The 18,482-nt window shown below is 30.1% G+C and carries 26 protein-coding genes; all 26 read right to left on the reverse strand.

Translation table 11 applies throughout. The annotated features are described in order from the left end of the window. Position 1 precedes the first annotated feature (1 nt). On the reverse strand, positions 2 to 376 hold the full coding sequence (locus BQ5344_RS10995) for a phage baseplate plug family protein (RefSeq protein WP_071125341.1): 375 nt from the start codon (positions 374 to 376) through the stop codon (positions 2 to 4). Next, positions 373 to 957 carry a phage baseplate protein gene (locus BQ5344_RS11000; RefSeq protein WP_071125342.1) on the reverse strand — a complete coding sequence of 195 codons (585 nt, stop codon included), beginning with the start codon at positions 955 to 957 and terminating at the stop codon, positions 373 to 375. Before BQ5344_RS11000 ends, BQ5344_RS10995 begins: the two co-directional genes overlap by 4 nt. Next, positions 957 to 3,368, reverse strand: a complete 2,412-nt coding sequence (locus BQ5344_RS11005) for a phage tail tape measure protein (RefSeq protein WP_071125343.1) — start codon at positions 3,366 to 3,368, stop codon at positions 957 to 959. Before BQ5344_RS11005 ends, BQ5344_RS11000 begins: the two co-directional genes overlap by 1 nt. A 108-nt stretch (positions 3,369 to 3,476) precedes the next feature. Further along, complete coding sequence (locus tag BQ5344_RS11010) at positions 3,477 to 3,821, reverse strand: hypothetical protein (RefSeq protein ID WP_071125344.1); 345 nt, start codon at positions 3,819 to 3,821, stop codon at positions 3,477 to 3,479. A gap of 22 nt (positions 3,822 to 3,843) precedes the next feature. Beyond that, positions 3,844 to 4,260 carry a hypothetical protein gene (locus BQ5344_RS11015; protein ID WP_071125345.1) on the reverse strand — a complete coding sequence of 139 codons (417 nt, stop codon included), beginning with the start codon at positions 4,258 to 4,260 and terminating at the stop codon, positions 3,844 to 3,846. 14 nt (positions 4,261 to 4,274) lie between these two features. Further along, positions 4,275 to 5,450: a hypothetical protein gene (locus BQ5344_RS11020; protein ID WP_071125346.1), complete on the reverse strand. Its 1,176-nt coding sequence runs from the start codon at positions 5,448 to 5,450 to the stop codon at positions 4,275 to 4,277. After that, the gene (locus BQ5344_RS11025; RefSeq protein WP_071125347.1) at positions 5,443 to 5,952 is read right to left on the reverse strand and encodes a phage neck terminator protein; all 510 of its coding nucleotides are present in this window, start codon (positions 5,950 to 5,952) and stop codon (positions 5,443 to 5,445) included. Before BQ5344_RS11025 ends, BQ5344_RS11020 begins: the two co-directional genes overlap by 8 nt. Next, positions 5,939 to 6,292: a hypothetical protein gene (locus tag BQ5344_RS11030; protein WP_071125348.1), complete on the reverse strand. Its 354-nt coding sequence runs from the start codon at positions 6,290 to 6,292 to the stop codon at positions 5,939 to 5,941. Before BQ5344_RS11030 ends, BQ5344_RS11025 begins: the two co-directional genes overlap by 14 nt. Before the next feature lie 8 nt (positions 6,293 to 6,300). Then, complete coding sequence (locus BQ5344_RS11035; protein ID WP_071125349.1) at positions 6,301 to 6,747, reverse strand: hypothetical protein; 447 nt, start codon at positions 6,745 to 6,747, stop codon at positions 6,301 to 6,303. Further along, a complete protein-coding gene (locus BQ5344_RS11040; RefSeq protein ID WP_071125350.1) occupies positions 6,748 to 7,320 on the reverse strand; it encodes a hypothetical protein in 573 nt (190 codons plus the stop codon). Positions 7,321 to 7,330: 10 nt separating this feature from the next. Next, a complete protein-coding gene (locus BQ5344_RS11045; protein ID WP_071125351.1) occupies positions 7,331 to 9,073 on the reverse strand; it encodes a phage major capsid protein in 1,743 nt (580 codons plus the stop codon). A 9-nt stretch (positions 9,074 to 9,082) separates the two neighbouring features. Further along, entirely contained in the window at positions 9,083 to 9,817 is a 735-nt protein-coding gene (locus tag BQ5344_RS11050) for a phage minor head protein (protein ID WP_071125352.1), read from the reverse strand. Positions 9,818 to 9,820: 3 nt separating this feature from the next. Further along, a complete protein-coding gene (locus BQ5344_RS11055; RefSeq protein ID WP_071125353.1) occupies positions 9,821 to 11,068 on the reverse strand; it encodes a phage portal protein in 1,248 nt (415 codons plus the stop codon). A 10-nt stretch (positions 11,069 to 11,078) separates the two neighbouring features. Next, the gene (locus tag BQ5344_RS11060; RefSeq protein WP_071125354.1) at positions 11,079 to 12,395 is read right to left on the reverse strand and encodes a PBSX family phage terminase large subunit; all 1,317 of its coding nucleotides are present in this window, start codon (positions 12,393 to 12,395) and stop codon (positions 11,079 to 11,081) included. 2 nt (positions 12,396 to 12,397) lie between these two features. Beyond that, a complete protein-coding gene (locus tag BQ5344_RS11065; RefSeq protein WP_071125355.1) occupies positions 12,398 to 12,655 on the reverse strand; it encodes a hypothetical protein in 258 nt (85 codons plus the stop codon). 3 nt (positions 12,656 to 12,658) lie between these two features. Continuing rightward, entirely contained in the window at positions 12,659 to 13,057 is a 399-nt protein-coding gene (locus BQ5344_RS11070; RefSeq protein ID WP_071125356.1) for a hypothetical protein, read from the reverse strand. Beyond that, the gene (locus BQ5344_RS11075) at positions 13,050 to 13,781 is read right to left on the reverse strand and encodes a hypothetical protein (protein ID WP_071125357.1); all 732 of its coding nucleotides are present in this window, start codon (positions 13,779 to 13,781) and stop codon (positions 13,050 to 13,052) included. The genes BQ5344_RS11070 and BQ5344_RS11075 overlap by 8 nt, the downstream gene beginning before the upstream one ends. Before the next feature lie 13 nt (positions 13,782 to 13,794). After that, complete coding sequence (locus BQ5344_RS11080) at positions 13,795 to 14,463, reverse strand: Mom family adenine methylcarbamoylation protein (RefSeq protein WP_071125358.1); 669 nt, start codon at positions 14,461 to 14,463, stop codon at positions 13,795 to 13,797. Next, the gene (locus BQ5344_RS11085) at positions 14,444 to 14,953 is read right to left on the reverse strand and encodes a ParB/Srx family N-terminal domain-containing protein (protein ID WP_071125553.1); all 510 of its coding nucleotides are present in this window, start codon (positions 14,951 to 14,953) and stop codon (positions 14,444 to 14,446) included. The genes BQ5344_RS11080 and BQ5344_RS11085 overlap by 20 nt, the downstream gene beginning before the upstream one ends. Before the next feature lie 164 nt (positions 14,954 to 15,117). Further along, positions 15,118 to 15,285, reverse strand: coding sequence for a hypothetical protein (locus tag BQ5344_RS12225; protein WP_158663023.1), 168 nt, complete (start codon positions 15,283 to 15,285; stop codon positions 15,118 to 15,120). A gap of 59 nt (positions 15,286 to 15,344) precedes the next feature. Continuing rightward, positions 15,345 to 15,569 (reverse strand): hypothetical protein, encoded by a 225-nt coding sequence (locus tag BQ5344_RS11090; protein WP_071125359.1) that lies wholly within the window; start codon positions 15,567 to 15,569, stop codon positions 15,345 to 15,347. Positions 15,570 to 15,617: 48 nt separating this feature from the next. Continuing rightward, positions 15,618 to 15,848: a hypothetical protein gene (locus tag BQ5344_RS11095; RefSeq protein WP_071125360.1), complete on the reverse strand. Its 231-nt coding sequence runs from the start codon at positions 15,846 to 15,848 to the stop codon at positions 15,618 to 15,620. After that, entirely contained in the window at positions 15,845 to 16,630 is a 786-nt protein-coding gene (locus BQ5344_RS11100; protein ID WP_083378248.1) for a putative HNHc nuclease, read from the reverse strand. The genes BQ5344_RS11095 and BQ5344_RS11100 overlap by 4 nt, the downstream gene beginning before the upstream one ends. A 6-nt stretch (positions 16,631 to 16,636) precedes the next feature. Beyond that, positions 16,637 to 16,915: a hypothetical protein gene (locus tag BQ5344_RS11105; protein WP_071125362.1), complete on the reverse strand. Its 279-nt coding sequence runs from the start codon at positions 16,913 to 16,915 to the stop codon at positions 16,637 to 16,639. A 9-nt stretch (positions 16,916 to 16,924) separates the two neighbouring features. Further along, positions 16,925 to 17,416 carry a Holliday junction resolvase RecU gene (locus tag BQ5344_RS11110; RefSeq protein ID WP_071125363.1) on the reverse strand — a complete coding sequence of 164 codons (492 nt, stop codon included), beginning with the start codon at positions 17,414 to 17,416 and terminating at the stop codon, positions 16,925 to 16,927. Continuing rightward, positions 17,416 to 18,480: a nucleoside triphosphate pyrophosphohydrolase family protein gene (locus BQ5344_RS11115; RefSeq protein ID WP_071125364.1), complete on the reverse strand. Its 1,065-nt coding sequence runs from the start codon at positions 18,478 to 18,480 to the stop codon at positions 17,416 to 17,418. The genes BQ5344_RS11110 and BQ5344_RS11115 overlap by 1 nt, the downstream gene beginning before the upstream one ends. Between the last annotated feature and the right edge of the window lie 2 nt (positions 18,481 to 18,482).

An 18,482-nucleotide genomic window follows, 5' to 3' on the forward strand; every position in this document is an offset into this window, starting at 1 on the left:
ATTATTCCTCTTCTTCCAACTCAATAAATTCTATAAATACCGTGTTATTTAAGTTTTCATAACTCACTTCTCTTTCAATCTTATCTTCGGAAAATGGGAAAATATAAGCATAAGGAAATGATAAATTTCTATTATTACTTCTATCTCTTGAAAGATAAAGTCCAACAGGAACTCCAAAAACAAGTTTTTCATTTTTTAGCAATAAATTTTCATCCTCATCAAAAATATCCAAATAAATACGACTTTTGTATATCGGATTCAATTCATCGTCATTTATAAGCATTCTATGTTCCTTAAATAACAATTTAAAATTTTTATCTAATATCCTAAGTGTGAATTTTAACGGAAATAATGTTTTGTCTATATTTATTCTCATTTTAAGTAGCCTCCTGAAACATTGCTTGAAGTTACCCCTTGTGTACCTACCGTTGTTGTTTGATTTACCTGTGTGGCTTCACTTCCCGCAACTTCTCCAGTTGAAACTATTTTAGCTGTTTGGTATTGCACAATATTCAATTTAAAACTATAATTATCTGAATTAACGTCTCTTGATATTCCAGTTATAAGTAAATTTTCAAATATCTCATCTTTAGTTATTATTTTTACTTGTTCTTTTTTTCTAAAAAGTTCTTTTATTTTTTGATAAAGTTCCTTTTTTTCTTTATTATTGAAGTTAAACATAATATCTAAACTAAACTCTTGATTACCAATTCGTAAATTCGTTTGAATTTGGTCTGGAACAGAAGATGGATCTAACGGATATTCCTTTAAACTTCCCTTTTGATTTTCAGAAATTTTAACCCAATCAAGTGGAATATCATTCAAATATACTCCTTTTTTATATTTATTGAGATATTTACCAATATAATCATCCAGCTTACTTTTAGCCTGTCTACCATAGTCTTTAATTTGATTTTTATAACTATCAAATTGTCCTACATAACTATTTAAATCCATTAAATATCACCCCATTTGTAGCTTCTTTCGCTTTCTTTATCACTTAAAACATTTTCAACTATTGACATAATAATTGGCCTTAGTTTGTTAAGTTTTTCTACCTGTTCTTGAGTAACATTTGCAATATTTATGGGCATTTCTATTGCAATTTTATTTTCGCCATTAACTATTTTTTGCTCAGAACCTTTATTATTAAATATATTTTTTGCCATATTTATTATTTTTTGTGTTTTCTTATTACTAAATATTTGAGTTCCTTTTGGCAACATCATTTCAGCTCTTGAATTTGGCGATACTCCAAGCATTCCGCTAGGTGTGGCAAATAATTCTTTTCCTTGTTCAGATATGGTTGTTGTTCCACCTGAAAAATTATCATCTCCCAATGCCTTTTTTGGCTTATTTCCTCCACCTAAGAATCCAGCCAATGCACTTGCACCTTTTGAGATTCCGTCAAAACTTACCTTTCCTATCCAACCAACTAAATCAGATACTAAACCTATCGCTTTTTCTAATATTGGTTTAATTACACTCCAAGCAGTTTGCAATACTTTTCCTATTCCACCGAATACAGCACCTGCTATTGTACCTAAATCTTGGAAAAAACTTTTTAAATCTTCACTCGAAATTCCCATTTTAGAAAGTGTATCAATAACAAACTGCCCAGCCATTCCAGCGACATCCATTATTATTGAAAATGTTGAATTAAACAAAGTTCCCAATCCCTCTACTACTGGTTTAATAATTTCAACATATGTGATTATTCCGTCAAACATAGATTGAAATACTTCCCCAAAATTAATATCATCAATATTAAAATCCCCAAAAAGATTGCTGAATACTTCATTTACTTTTTCTTGTATAGGTTCTACAAAACTTGACATAAAAGCGTCAAAAACTCCTCCAAAGGCTTCTTGTAGTTTAGGTAATGCTTCTGAAAATGCCGAACCAAACGCTGATGAAATTTCATCAAATTTCGACTTAACTTGTGATAATGGTTCAATAAGATTTCGCACTTCTGGCGAAAGTTCTTTTAATGCTTCTTGTGCTTGATTTTGATTTTCAAATTTATTGTTTAAAAATCCCCAAGCCTCTTGTAAATTTCTAATTGGTTCAAGAACCTTATCTATTCCTTGCCCAAGCAAATCAATAGATGGGGTTACAAGATTTAATGCTCCGATTAATCCTGTTCCTATCAATTCTGCTACTGGTGCAATTGCATCTCCAAAACTAATCATTGTATCTTGAAATCCAGCCTTTAATCTTCCTGAAGCAGCGGCCCAACCTCTGTTCATTTTTTTATAGGCTTCATCAGTTGCTCCAGCTACATTCTTAAATTCTTCTAAATTTTCATCAAAAACTTTTTTATTTGAAGTAAGAATATTTACAGCCTTTTTTGACTCAACAGAAGTAAACATATCAGCCACTGTTTTCCCAGTTGATTGTGCTTTTTTCTCAATCATTCCCAGTGCATCTGATACGTTTCCACCATTTTTCATAAACGTTTTAAAATCAACTCCACCATTCAACTGTTTAAACATTTTGTACGTTTTACTTCCTGAGTTATTTAATTCTTCAAACATTGCTCTCATTGATGTTCCAGCTTTAGCAGTTGAACCTTTACCCATTGTAGCTGTCAACGTTGCCATTGTGGCCGCAACTTGTTGAAATGATACATTAGCTGCCGCTGTTGTTGGCAGTACATCTCCAATACTACTTGCTAATTCTGGAAATGATGTTACCCCTTTTTTTATCGTAGCAAATAATAAATCAGAAACATTCATTACATCTAAATTATCATTTCTGTAGTTATTCATTATAGTGTTAAGTGTTGCTGTTGCGTCACTCAAACTTGCCATACCAGCCTTACTTGCCTTTACTCCTGTTTCAACAAACTTGAAAACATTATCTTCGGATACTCCAGCAGATAAAGCATTATACACAGCATCTGTTGCGTCCGCCATTTCAATACCATACGTTTTAGCCATATTTCTCACTCTAGTTCCCATTGCTTTTTCAGCTTCCGCTGATTTTTTAGGTAATAAAGTAAAAATTGCATTCATACCTTTTTCAAATTCTCCGAACACTTCCAACGACTTCTTTACAAAACCTACAACTGCAGCCGCACTTAAAACAGGAAGCATTGATGCCATTAAACTTTTAAATCCTCCGGCTAAAACATCAACACCTTTTTTAGCGTCCTTTGCTCCTTTTCCAACTCCACCTAAACCATCTTTCACTTTGTCAAGTTCTGATTTACCTCTACCTGCTTTTTTCACTTCATTTCCAAGTTCATCAACGCTTTTACCCGCTTTTTTTGAAGAAGAGGTTAAATCCTCAACAGCTTTATCAACAGCGTCAATTCCACTTTTATCAGCCGTAGATTTAATATTTATAATCATATCATTTGCCATTTTTTTTAACCTCCTTTATCCAATCTTCTCTTGCAATTTTCATTTCCAAAAATGTATCGTTATCCATATTTAGAATTTCATTTATACTTCCCATTTTATTTTCAAAAATTATTGCCCATCTATTTCTTCTATCTCTAGCTCTTTGTTTGACTCGATCATATCTTCGTTGCCAAATTTCAACAAAAAAGGGAGTAACCTCTGTGTAATAGCAGCCGCATTTTTCCCAAAATTCTTATGTTCTTTAAATTGCTCTGGGGAAATTATCATATCTTCAGCTAATGCGTCATAAGTATCCAATACATCTGCTCTTCCCTCTGTATAAGCCGATACTATTTTTGCAAATTTTTCATCATCTCCATTATCCTGATACTCAACTATTACTTCATCATATTTTTTATATCCCTTACCTGTTTCATCTTTCATATATATGTTTTTTAATTTTAAACTTGGCATTTTTTATCCTCCTATAAATATTTTATATTGAACGTCTTTCCACATTCTCAACTAATATTGAGAATGTTGCGTCTACATTTGAATTATCATGTTGCCCACTTTCTTTTTGTGCTACTGAAACTCCACCAAGTACGTGTACTTCTGGACTTCCTTTTTTAGATGTATTTTTAAATAATCCAGTTCCCAAAGAACTTTCATCCATACAGTCCTGTATAAAGTTATTTAAAAAGTTAAAATGTCCACTATTCTGTCTAACTACTACTTCATAAGCTGAAGCTGTGGATCTTGTCAATATTGTTACTACATCTCCATTCATATCTGCATCTGAATGTGCAAAATTAGGATTATTTTGTGCTGGATTTATTGAAACAGCTGTTATTACTCTTGTTCTCCCAGTTGGAGATGTTAAGGTTATGCTAACCTTGTTTACATCTTTCATTTTCCATTACCTCCCTATACTAATGTTGTTTTCCAATTTAGTCTTAAATTCAAGTTTTCAATCTGTCCTGCAAGTGTAAAGTCTATTGATGTATCATTCAGAACTCTGTCAGCCACATTTTGATTTGGCACATTTATACGTTCTGGAACTTTTACAGTATAAGCGTAATCGTTTGACTTTGCACTTCTTGAAGCCAACCAACCTTTTTGTCCTACCGCTTTCATATTATCATTTAATTTACTTTCTATAATTGAAATACCTTTGTCATCATAAGGTACTCCAATTTGCGAGTTCCACAACTTATGAATTGAACCTGTATTAGTAAATATTATGTAGTCTATTGCAATTCTTTCGTCTGCAAATAAATCTCCGCCCAAAGTTCTTGAACTTGATACCATTCCATCGCCCCAAGCCTTTTCATATGTTGCTATGTTGTTGGATTTATAAGTATTTAATTTTACATTTGTCAAAGGAACATTATTTAAATATAATGGTGTATTATATGTTCTTATTCCTTGTAATGTCTTATGTTTAATACGCATTCCAAATCCCTCTGTCGCCAGTCTGGTAAATATTCCACCACCTAATGCTGACACCAATGTTCCTTTTGGGTTTAAATATTCTTGCGTTTCTGTATCATTTATTTTTACATTTACTTTTGGATTAGCAATGGCAAATAATCTATCTGTTTTTTCCAAATCACTTACCGTTTCCTCTCCTTTTTCAATAAGAGCAAAGTTATAATTTCTAGTTACAAACGACGCTAGCCATTCATTAAATGATTTGTTTTGAATGTCAAAAATCCAAAAATAATTGTCTGCATCGTCTTTTGAATTTTCCAGTTTATCCGTCAATGCAAGTGTCAAATCATCTGACTGCGGATTAAATTTAATCCCTTGTATCCAAAAATGGTCTGAAGCAATTGTTGTCCCTCCGCTTTCAATTGTTTGCGACAAATATTTTTCAACCATTTTATAAATATTATCTGTACTTTCCAATCCCAATCCACCCTCATTGGTTGGAGATACCATTGTTTTTAAAGCCGTTTTAGGCTCTAATTTAGTAAGCGGTATATTCTTTTCAACGGTTACCAGTCTGTGAACAGCCAAGTCCACATTATAATTACTTATGTATTCTCTTACTACAGTAACATTAACGTCATTAATATTCTGTGATAAAATGTTACTCATTTCTTATTACCTCCTGTTTATTTTTTATATCTGTTTTTACTGTTTCAATTGATTCAATTATTCTATCCTCAATAACATCAAAGGAAATTTCAACATCAAATGAATAACAGTAATTCCATTTTCCACCCTCAAAGTCATTTAGACTTTTTATATTTGACATATCTTTTATTCCAAAACCATTATTATTAATTATTTCTCTTTTTACATAGTTAATAATTTTAAATAGTTCATTAGCTAATGCAACGGATTCTGTCAAACTTTTGTGTCTACAATTAAGCTGAAGTGTTGCATTATGTGTTTTTATATTCTGTTCTACTAAAGTTTTGTTTTCTTTTTCTACAACTTCTACACTTTGATTATGAAAGTCTGGACTGTAATTTATTATAAACATTTCAATATATGGATAGTTTGGAGTTTGAGCCAATATATCTCCATTGATTATTTGCCATTTGTTATCACTAAAACTATTCAACAATTTTCTAAAATCTTCAATCTTGTCCATCTTTTAACCTTTCCAAATAACAAATTATCAAATTTGCGTGTCCATTCTGTCTATAATCTTTTTTCCCTACAACCCTAAATTTATTTCCCAAATGGTCTATAACTTCATCTTTTATATCTATCTTGATATTTTCAGTTGTATAAAGTTTTCTATCTTCAAATCCAAGTGTAGTTCCTTGTGATTGGAATTTAATATAATCGGAATTTTTTAAATCAAATAATGCTCCTTTAAATTTTTTTCCTATTGTTTCGGGTATAAGTTCCCCATTCACCCATTCAGGTGCGGTTCTTGATAATGTCAATTCCTTAAAAAAACGGCTTGGTATTTTTACACTATCCATAAATTCACCTACTCTATTTCAAATCTTACTGAAGAAATCATAGTTCCTGTATCTACAAGTGGTTTACTTCCTTTTTTTCTTTTTAATGTACTATCTTTATTTGCAGCATAACCGCCTTTATTTATACTTTGCTGTATAAGTCTTACGGTTTCAACTCCTATTGTATTTAGTACAGTTGTTCCATCTGATCCATTTGTTATTGCCTGCATTATCACAGGCTTTAAAGTTTTATTTAAATAATCCTCAATATCTTTGGTAGCATTTCTAAAAAATGGACGTGGAACATTACCCTTACCACAGCCAAATTCAACATAAAAAGCATACTCAGATACTTTTGTTCCATTATTACTTTCTCCACCTATAAAACCAACTTTTATTGTATGGCTTGTTAAGTATTCAAGTATTTCTTTCATTTTTTCAAATTCTTTTAAATTAAGTTTTATTTCTACACCCATTTAAATCAACAACCTTTTCAATATTGGTACTATATGTTTCATAAAAGTTTCATTATCCTTGTAATTATAAGCAATGTCATCAATTTTATAACTTGAATATTTTTGTGCTTCATCATCCTGACTAAGCAAAAACATTGACTTAACAAGCATTGCTACATAATACTGTAAATCATTTGGAACTGTCCCATTTTCTCCAAAAATAAATCCTGAATTGTAGTTAAGAACAATTTTGTCTTTAAATGAAAATGAACATCCACAGTTACAGGAACAGAACATATCTGTAAACTCTATTTTCTTTGTTGTATTCATATAGTCGTCTTCTGATATTGCTTTATCATTTATAGTTATAGATTTTATTTCATTCATTGGAGGATAGGCAACCCATAATCTACTGATATTTATTTTCTTTTGGATTATTTCTTTCCTATCCTGTTTTTCCAAATCATAACCAATATAACTTTCAATCATATCAGACGCTGCTTTTATAAGAGTTTCGATGAAGCCAGACTGTTCCTGCTCCACCGTTACTCCTGTTAATTTTTCATATTGTCCTAATGTAATTATTGCTTTCATTAGTTTTCTCCTATGCTTTCTTTATTGGCACAAAGGCTTCAGGCAACATCACATTTCCACCAACCATTGTTTCAAAGTAATATCCTGTAAATCCTTTATTTGTAATATTGTCAGCAATCTTGATATTATAATTTGTATGTGTTACACCTAAATATTTTGATAAATCAGCAATTAATACAACTACATCTCCAGTATTTGCAGTATCGAATACTGGTAAAGTATCATCATAAATAATTGGCAAATTCCCTAATCTATCTTGTTTTGCTTCTCCGTATGCCTCTAAAAATAAAGGTCTTCCTGTTGTATCTTTCAACAAGAAAAAGTTTGGTGCTGATTCTCTATTCATTACAATTACGGCCCTGTCAGCATATTCTTGTTTTAATTTATATTTTGCTTTTGCTATTGTGTCATAATCTCCATTAGCTCCTGTAAAAGTCAATGCCCTTGCCGTTACATTTGAATCTATCAATATTCCAAATGGCTCTCCAGTTCCTGTTCCAAACATTATTTTTTCAGAAATCTTTTTAGTAAAGTTCTCAGCAACTCTTTCTAATACCAATGCCACAAATCCAACTACATCTGTTGCGATTAATTTATTTGAGAAAATTGGCAAAGCATAGATTTGGTGTAATTCTAATTCAACATTATCCAAAAGATTGATATTAGTTTCAGTTCTGTTTGCTGTTTCTCCAATAAATTTAACTTCCGTAGTTCCTATTGTTTCTCTAGGTACTTTTATAGAATATTCAGACATTGACATTTTAGAAACGTATGCCCATATATTTTTAACATCTTGAGCTCTTCTTAAAATTGTTCTGCTTAATTGTTGCAATACTGCTGGAGCTACTCCACTTGTTTTAGTATTTGTTGCTTTTTCAATTTCCAAGTAATCTAAAAAAGTTTTAACTGTGCCTTTGGAATCCGTATTAACCGACTTCATAAATCCTACAATTTCTTTTTCCAAGTCCGCTTCTGTCAATTCTTTTTCAGTTTCCTTTATTGATTTGAACTCTCTAGCAAATTCATTTAATTTGTCCTCAATTGATTTTTCAAATCCCTCTTTGTAATCTTCCAATGATTTTTCAAAATCCTCTTTAACAGTTTCAAGCTGCTTTTTTACCTCAGCACTTATATTTTCTTTTTTCAAAGTTTCATTAATCACATCTATTTGTTTCTGCACATTTTTTTCATATTCTACAAAAAGTTTCATTAATTCTTCTCTATCCATATTTTCCTCCTTAAAATTTTTAAATGTTGATACACTACTTCCTGGTACTGCTCCTTTGATAACCATTGAGCCTTCCCAAACTTCAAATTCTTTTATAAGATATGCTCTAACCTGTCCTTTTTCAGTTTCAACATATCCCATTTCGCCTTTTAGAATTCTACCACCGACTGACATATCATATTTTGCACCTAATTTCATAAGTGAATATATTTTTGCAGCCTCTTTATTAAGATAATTTCCATTATCATCTTTTTCTAAATCCAGTTTAGCTCTAAATTTTAAATCTCCATTTTCAGCCCATAACTCCATTACTCCCAATTCACTGTCTTTTTTGTGCTGATGTAATAGAAAGGCTGTTTTTGAATTATCTTTTGTCTTAAAATTATTAATGGATTCTTCCAAAAAGAAATCTCCGTAACTATCCAAAACTTTTCCTTTTGTGAGTATTCCCTCAATAATTCCTTTTTCCATATCAGACTTTTCTATAATTGTTCCAACATCCTTTTGGAATATCCCTTTTGGCATTATTACCTCCTATACTTTAAATTTATATGTTGTTATACAATAACAATTTATAACCTCTTTAGCCTTGGCACCACTTTCGTGAGCATACATCAAATCATTTGAAAAAGGTTTGTCAATAGGCTTTTCCTCCCCATCCATTGCCAAATGATTTTCCCTGTGATGTTTCCCACCACCTACGTGTATCCAAACCTTAGTATTTACCAAAGTTTCCTTTGCTAATTCGTGCATAGAGTAACCACTTGCTTTAGATGTTTCTGTTCTTGCTATTGTCAAACTTCTGTCTTTGGTCATTCCTTTTACATTGTCCTTAACCTCCTTAGCTATAGCCTTAGCATTCAAGCCTTCCGCCTGTCGCTCAGTTATTATTTTATTTATTTTATTTTTTGTTACTTCATCAATTTTAGTTACTGTTTCAGCAGCCTTTTTTTTATTAAAATCATTCAATCTTTTGTCTACAATATCATTGAAATTTGGTACTTTTTTACTTAGCCCATACATTTCATCTACTGCATTTATTGACTCTTCAGTTGCTCGTTTATGAGTTTCAATTAATATTTTTCCAATATTTTTTTTGAAAGTTTTAAAATCAATTGTTATTGTTTCCACATTTGCTTCAACACTATCAGCCAAATCATTAAAAGCTAAATCTGTTTTATTCTTGATATACTTAGTTACTCGTCCTCTAACAGTTCTCAATGCTTTTGCCTGTCTTAGCATTTCTTTTTTATTCACTTTCTTAGCCATTTCCTATAAATCCTCCGTACTTGAATTATTGTCAATTGGTTCTTTTTCTCCATTTATAACTTCATCAAAAGTTACTGGCATACCTTTTATTAAAATAACATTACCATTTGGAATAGAATCCAAATCCAATTTTTCCCTTTTTTCATTAACGGTGTGAATTTCAGAAGCATTTAAAGTATTTATCAATTCTAATTTGTTATCTTTTAAAACTTCAATATCTTCAGTAATAAAGTCAATTCTTTCAGAATTTTTAAAATCATTTGAAAACAACCGATTTATAGTAGCTTTTATTTGTTTACAGGCTGGAATAATATTTTCCGTATAAAGTGCTTCTTTTGCTTCTTTCATATTATTGTATTTTGCATTATCCTTACCACCTATAAGCAAATCAGGAACATTTAAAACATTTGATGTTATATTCCTTATTTCAACTAAAGCATTCATATAATCAAAATCAGTTGGTGCAAAATCCAACATTTGTATTTTTGAATTTTCATCAAATCCAGTTAATACTATTGGTTTTCCTATTGCGTCAGAGCCACTACTTTCCATTATTCTATCCTGAACCTTTTCAACAGTTTCTCCTGTTGCCAGCTGATCTAACAATATTAAAAATTGTCTTTTTCCACTATTTTTCAATATACTGTTATTCCAACGACTTATAAGACAAAAATAATCGTGTAATAATACTAATGATGTTATACGGTTTAGTCCTCTTTTTTTGCTGTATAGATTTGGTATTCGCTTATAGGCAAAGTTTTCCAAATCTTTTCCGGAATACTTTATTCCATTTATTTCTATGTTTTTTATTCCAAGCAAAATATTGTCATAAAATTCTATTGTGTACTCGCTCGGAGCATATACCCATAAATCATATTTGTTGAAAAGTTTTTGCTTATGGATTAAAAACTCTCCATAAATAGTCCAATACAAATAACAATAATATAAAAAGTCATTCGTATCCATTGTAATGTTGGGACTTGTCAAACTTCTGTAAACTATATTTTCTTTCTTTTCCTGTTTTTCCTTTTTCTCCCCTTCAAATACGCTCCAGTCTATTGCATAAAATCCTTGTTGCATTTTGTCCAATGCTGAACTTATAAATGGATTTTCTGGCAATTGCGTTAATAATTTGTTGACGTTAATATTGTAGGGACTAAGATTGAATGATTTATAATATTGAAGAAAATCATTAAAATCAAACGATTTATTTACATTTCTCTTAAAAACTTTTTTAAAAAAACCAAACATTTTTCACCTCCTACAATTTATTTCTGTATCTGCTTTTCAAATCTCGCTGTTTATATCTGGACAAAGCATAATCCAATGCGTCTTTAGTATGTGGGTCAAAGTTAAACATTTTCTTTTTATCCCCTATGATTGCTACACCATTTTCATCTTTTTTATATTTTAAATTTTTTAATTCCCTATAAGTATTTAAACACCTATCAGCAATCACAATTTCATTAAAGGATTGAAGTTTACCAATACGTCCTAACACATTACCAACCATTTTATCCGCTTTTTTCATCAATATTCCATTCATCTTAAATTCTTGAATTGTTTTTGGTTCTGCATAATCAGCAAATATTATTATCCCTTCTTCAGCAATATCATACAAAAAATCTTCCTGTAATATCTGAGCATTTGTCATTCCTTTGTTATAAAACTCATCATAAACATAAAGGATATTATTATCATAATCAATGGCCGCTCTTATTACAGCTGTGTATGAAATTTCAAATCCAAAATCCATTCCAGCAATATGCCATTCAATCCCTAATCGTGCAACTTGTTCATCAACATATTCATTACTTGCTTTTTCTATATTGTTATAAACAAAATCACCGTGATAGCCAAATCGCCCTTTCTGTGCAATTTCTACTAAATACGGATCTTTTTCCATATTAAGTTCTGCAATCGCACTTTTGGGGAGAAATTTATTTTCCTTATAAGTTGAATGATTGACATAAATTCTTTGAATATATCCTGTTTCAGAATCCTTTATTTTTTTTATAAATTCTTTTTTTTCATATAATACTTCCTCAGATACTTTTAAATATTCTGTTAAAAACCAATATGTCCAGTTAATAGAACTATCAGGCTCTGCTGGATTTGTACTTATATACATATTCATTTTTATATTTGGCGTTCTAAGTCTATATCTTAATTGCTTAAAATCATTCCTGTTGCATTGATTTGCCTCTTCTATCCATATATCTGTAATACCTTTTATTGATTTTAAACGTCCAACTTCATCTAATCCCCTGAAAATAAATTTAGTTCCTGTTATTTTATTTTCTATTTCTAGCCGTCCTGTTTTAATAATAAAATAATCATTCAATTCAAGTTCATTTATAACATCGACTAAATCAGCAAATACACTATCTCTTATATCTCTATATACTTTTCTTATTCCTAATATTCTTCTTTTCTCTCTAAAGCTATTAATAATAAGCCTGGTTGCTACATTGTAACTTTTACCACTTCCATAACTACCAATAAGAAAATAAATATCCGCTGTGCTTTCTGTTATAAATCTTTTAAAATGATTATTAATATCTAACTCAACTTTCATCATTACTCCAGAATTATAAATTCTTGATGTGGATGCAGTTCCTTGAAATGATTTATTAAAGGATTGTCATTTATAAAATAATTCCTATCTACATCTTTATAATCAACTTTCAATTCTTTTCCACCATCTCTAAACCTAAAGCCTTTGACTAATCTAAAATCCCCTCTTTCAATTCTTTCATCAAGCATTGCTTTAGTAATTTTATTTGAGGGAATTTCAACTACTTCTGTTTTTTCTTCTACTTCTGTTTTTCTTGCCATTTTCTACACCTCAAACTTCTCTCTAGTTCTTTTTACTTTTCCATCTCCCACAATTTCACTATCCGATTTATATTTAACTACAAAATTTTCACCTTTTTTAGTTATCACTCTATACTGGAATTTAACACCTGATGTATCTTGTGTTTTGATGTTGTGTAAAAAATCTACTTTTTTATTAAACTCTTCTTCATTTAAATCTATATCATATAAAATGTTATTTGTTCCCAATCCAAATCTCATTTCTTCTCCACTAATTTTAAGAGTTACATTTTTATCAAAGCTAAATCCGTCTAAATATTTTTCAGCAAATTCATCTAATAATTTTTCAACTTTTTCATTTACTTTTGTTTCCTCATTTGGCATTTGAGTAGTAGTATTTTGATTTTCATTTTGGTTACTCATTTTCTTTATCCTCCATTTCTTCTATTGCGTTGTCTTCTTTAAAATTGAATTCTATTTTTGCATCTTGTACTGTTTCATCTTCAAGTTTCAATTTTTCAATTTCAACTTTTTCAGACTGTATTCCCTCGTTTACTAACTGTGCCTCAACTTCAAGAAGTTCATAGTTAGTTAATAGTTTTCCAGTCCGCATTATTTCCTTTTCTGTTTTTACAATTAAACTTAATTTCTTTTCGAGTGCTGCAACCTCTTTTTCAGAATTTTCTTTTTTATTGATTATTTGTATAATCCTTATCGCTGTATTCCTTTTTGCTATTGCTATATTTCTTAAAAAGTCAGGCAAATCATAATAGACTTCATCTATAATCTTCTGTGCCTGTTTTTCGGTTGCTTCTAATCTCATTTGTCTTATACTTCTGGCTTTTCTGTAGTATGTAACTTCTGAAATATCATATTTTTTCATTACTTCATCTTTTGGAACATCGTTAATTATGTCTGATTTTATTTGTGTTTCTTTATTGTTTGCAACCTTTTGCAACTGGTTGCGTTTTGCGGTTGCATTTTTCTTCTTGATGGTTGCACTATTTTCTTTTTTTTTAACCCACTTTTCTCTACTAATCCAACTTTTGATAGTTCCTACTTTTTGATTATATTTTTCAGCCAATGCCCTTATGCTTGTTCCATTCTCATATTCGTACTTAATCAGTTCTTTTATGTCATTTGTCATTTCTCCTTGTCCTTTAATTCAAATCTAGTTTTTCATATTTTCTTATTACAACACCCTCATCAAATCGTTTTGGATATTCTTGTTTTATTTTTTCCAATTCCTTTTTTACTCTTTTATTTAATGGAAAGGCATATTTATGTTTTCCTTTTGTATAATATTCACTTGCATTTGAATCTATCTTTTTCAAAAATGTCAAACTTTGAGAGCCTTTACCATATTTACTATGAATTGATTTTGGATGCGTCTTTTTGCCATTTAATATAAAATATCTTTCTCCAACTGTTCTTCCTAAATAAATCCAGTTTGTCGCCTGATATATTCCGCCTTTATGATTTTGTTCCGTATCAGCATAGGAAATAATCACATACAAGTCTGGACATTTATTTTTAAGAAATTTAATTGCCTTAGCCAATATTTCACTTACGAAATGCTTATGATTAGTTAATGCAACTCTTGTGAGTTCACAAATCCTATCTTGTTTCAATCCAAATTGTGTTCCCAAATTTACATTTGCACCTCTTGAGAAAATAACACATCCTATATATTTCCCATTTTCCCAAGCGCCAACTTTAACTGTCTTACCTGCTGGCATACATTTTGAATAATGCCAGTTCTTACAGGCATATTCCGCTGCTTTAAAATCACACCAGTCTATTTTTAAATCATTCCTGTTCTCTTGCATCGAACACCTCCCCGCAATGTGGACAAGTTATATATTTTGGATCAAGTTTATCAAGTCTTGGCTGTTCCTCTTCAGATACTGGTTGAAAATCAATCTCTTTTACCAAATCCTCTAATTCCTTTTCTTCAAAACCTAAAATAGAAATATCAAAATCCAAGTTTTTTAATTCCATTAGTTCTTTTTGAATTTTATCCCTGTCAAAATCGGTTGCAAGTGTCAATTGATTGTCTGCTATTATATAAGCTCTTTTCTGTTCCTCAGATAAGTGAGAATGCCTTATTACTTCTACTTCGCTATATCCTAATTCTTTCAAGGCACATAGCCGTCCGTGTCCTGCTAACAGCATATTATCCTCATCTATTAACAGCGGAAGCATAAAATCAAAATTTTTAATAGAATTTTTTATTTTCTCTATATGCTCTATATCGTGTTGCTTTGCGTTATTCTCATATTCCTTTATAAAATTAATGTTTATTTTCTCTATTTTCATAAAATCACTCCATTTTCTGAATCCCACCAAATCCCAACCACCTAAAAGGCTACACTATATATAAAATCAAGAGGAAAATTAAACAAAAAAAGCCGACTTATAAATAGACTATATTTCTATAGTTTATCTATAAATCGGCTCACAAGTTCTAAGTTTTTGCCAACTTATTCTATTCTATCTTTCAAAAAAAGTTTTCTTACTACTTTTCCATTTTCTATTATCGCTCTTGCTTCTGTCTTTTTGTTATTCTTTTTTAATTTTAAAATATCTATTATAAAAAATAACAAATTTCTATCTTTTTTTATTTCTTCTATCTGCTCTTTAGTAAGCATTCCATCACTCCTTTATTATACCTTATTTTATTCATATTTTCAACTATTTTGATTGTTTTTTATACTCTAATTGCAAAAAAATTAATAAGCCAAATTAAACAATAAATTACAAATAAATTTATTGACATACCAATTAAAAATGCTATTATGCTTGTTATTCTAAATTTTAATATTGCTATATTCTTTTTAAATTTTATTACTGAGCTAAAAATGAACCATATTAATATCAAAACTGTTGTTACAGTAAGTAGTACATTTATTGCTCTCATAATTATATCTAACATTTTATCCTCCTAATTTTTTTCTAATAAAAATGACTTTCTGTGACTGAACTATTTTAAAAACGAAATTCCACCTATTGCTAAAAAGCCTATTGATAGTATTTTAACTATACTTTTGATTGCTTTTTTTCTCGCATATTTTCTTTGAGTTTCTCTAGTACTAAAATCTTTAAACATTTGATCTTCGATTGCTTTGTACCAATTTTGTAGTTCATCTAATTCAAACCATATAAATAAAATTTCTAAAAAAATTGTTGCAACTAATAAATATATTTTTATCATATCTCCTCCTTAAACGCATTAAAATGATTTTTATAAACCTTTTTCAGTTCCTTTATCTGTTCATTGTCTAAATAAATACCCCTTACGTTGTATTTTCTTTCAAATGCTTCTACTCCAATATTATGCTTTTCGGTATGATGTTGCCTACAAAGTGAAATATATCTTCCTTGTCCTTTATCATTAGCATAACCTCCCAAACTTCCAGCCGACTGCCAATGTTCAAAATCAACTGGAGTTCTATTGCATACTGCACAACGTTTATATTTTAATTTCGCATAAATATATTTTTCCTCATTCTGCTGTTTATATAGCATTTGCATTTCTTCCCACATTGCTATATCATTTTGGAGAAAATAATCAAATAAATAATTAGTAAAGGCTATTGCTCCATTATTACTCATCATATCAAGTTTTAGACTGAATGTGCCTGTAAGAGTTAATAAAAATCTTTGCATTTCTTCCCGGACAAAATCTATCAAATCATTTGTTACAATATTTATCTTGGTTTCCTTAGTATAATTCTTATCTAAAACTTCGTTCAGTCTGATTCTTAATTTTTCTTCTATATTTTTAAAAGGCTTGTAACCTTTCAAATTAATTCCGCTATGCTTAATATAAAGTTTTTTCAAGTCTTCCTTTGCCTTGTAAAGAAAATAATCAGAAATATTTGGTTTTTCCTTGCTACTTTTCCAGTTAATATCTACGCCTTTTAATTTATAGGCGTAACAATCTATAAACCAGTATATTAGTTTTTGATTTTCCCTTGACATTCTCTTAGACATTTTAGATCAACCTTTCTTACCATACCTTGCTTTTAATATTGAGCCAAGTTTTTGTCTTTTTTCCCAGACTTCATCATTGGGAGCAAATTCTTTTCTTTTTTGAATATCCTGTCTTCTTTTGCAAAGAGTTACAACTGATATTTTCTCTTTTATGTCATTTATATTCCAGTTATGTTTTTCGCAAATTTTAACAAGCAAATGGGTATCTACATCATCTGCATTTTTTAATTCAGGATATTCCCTAAAAATTTCCTCAATTTCTTTAGTATGATTTATTTTTGCCATTATTCCCTCCTAACTGAATAAATCATCTATCACATATCTAAAACTTTTTATTTTTTTATGTTGAAACAACTGTTTTCCAATCTGTCTTACTTCATTTATGCTGATACTTTTTTTATTCGTCATTTTGTAAAATTCGTCAAAATTATGAATATCTATTGCATAAGTCTCATTTAATTCCCTGAAATTTAAAATCATATAAGCTTTCACATTGTTTTTTCTTGCTTCCAATCTCAAGTTATATAAAAACGTCTGCTGTTCATCAACTGTATCTTTAATGTTAGAAAATGGCATTGATTTTCCTAAAAAGGATTTTAACTCAACAAGGACAAGCAAGCCGTCCTTGAAAAGTAAAAAATCACATAAGTTCTTGTTTTTAAATCTAACCATTTGCCCGTTCACAGTTCCCGTTGTTCCGTCTTTTAGCCTTTGTAAAAAGATTTCATCAGTATTAACACTATTTTTGAAATCTTCCTCAAATTTTTTCCCTGCGTTTGTTGCCATTACTCAACTACCTCTGCTTCCTGAACAGTTGCAAGCGTTGCTCCGTATATTCCATCTTTTCCTCTTTTTGTAATCATTATTTTGCCCTCATCAATAAATTTTTCAACAATTCTTGTACATTCCTTAGCCTGTATCTTGGTATTTAGCTGAATATCACGTGCTTGGTAATAATATGGCTCATTCTTTTTCACAAATTCAAAAACCTTGTTTTCCTTTTTTGTTTTCTCCTTTTCCTCACGGCTCTGTTTCTTGCTTTCTGCAACGCTAAATGATTTCGCTGGGGAATTTATTGGCTGTTCGTTTTTTTCTTCGCTCACGCCTTTCTGTGTCGCTTTAGTGGTTTTATATTCAATCTTGTATGTTCCGTATTGTCCTTTCTCAATTCTTTCAACTGTACGATTGATTTTAAACTTAACCATTCTTATGATTTTTTCAATCATTTCAGTCTTGAATATCTTAGTGTTGTCAACTAAGCCTTTAATAACGTTTTTAATCATTTTCACTTTATTGATTTGTAAAGCTATAACAAAACAGTCGGCTATTTCTTCAATCATATTGCTGTTGTCTTTATAAAATGATTTACGCCAATTTTTGTGAGCTTCCTGTAACTCTTCGATTTCTTCATACAATTTCAGCAGCTGCGGCTCTGCTCCGAAAAATCTTTTTATTTTTACAAGTTTTTCTCTATCTTCCCTATTCAATAATAATTCCTTTGAATTTTCTCCAAACAATTTTTCTGAATTTATTTTTTTGATAATATTTCTTGAAATTTCATCAAGTTTATTCATATCATCAATATCCGTAATTTCAAGCATTTCATTTAATCTTGTGCAATATTCAGATTCTGTTACATTTTCTCTTTGTGAATCAGTTAAGAAATTATTATATATAATTCCTGAAATCTTATCATTTGCAAATTCAATATTTAATTTTAAATCACTTCTCTTGAACACAAACTGAACTTTCTTGTCTTCCACGTTCTTTTTAATTAATTTTGCATTTTCTAAATTGTATGCTCCTTTACAGCTGTTTATCATATAGTCTACTACGTTATTTCCTAACATTT

Origin of the sequence: Leptotrichia massiliensis (assembly GCF_900104625.1) — a bacterium.
Classification (GTDB): domain Bacteria; phylum Fusobacteriota; class Fusobacteriia; order Fusobacteriales; family Leptotrichiaceae; genus Leptotrichia; species Leptotrichia massiliensis.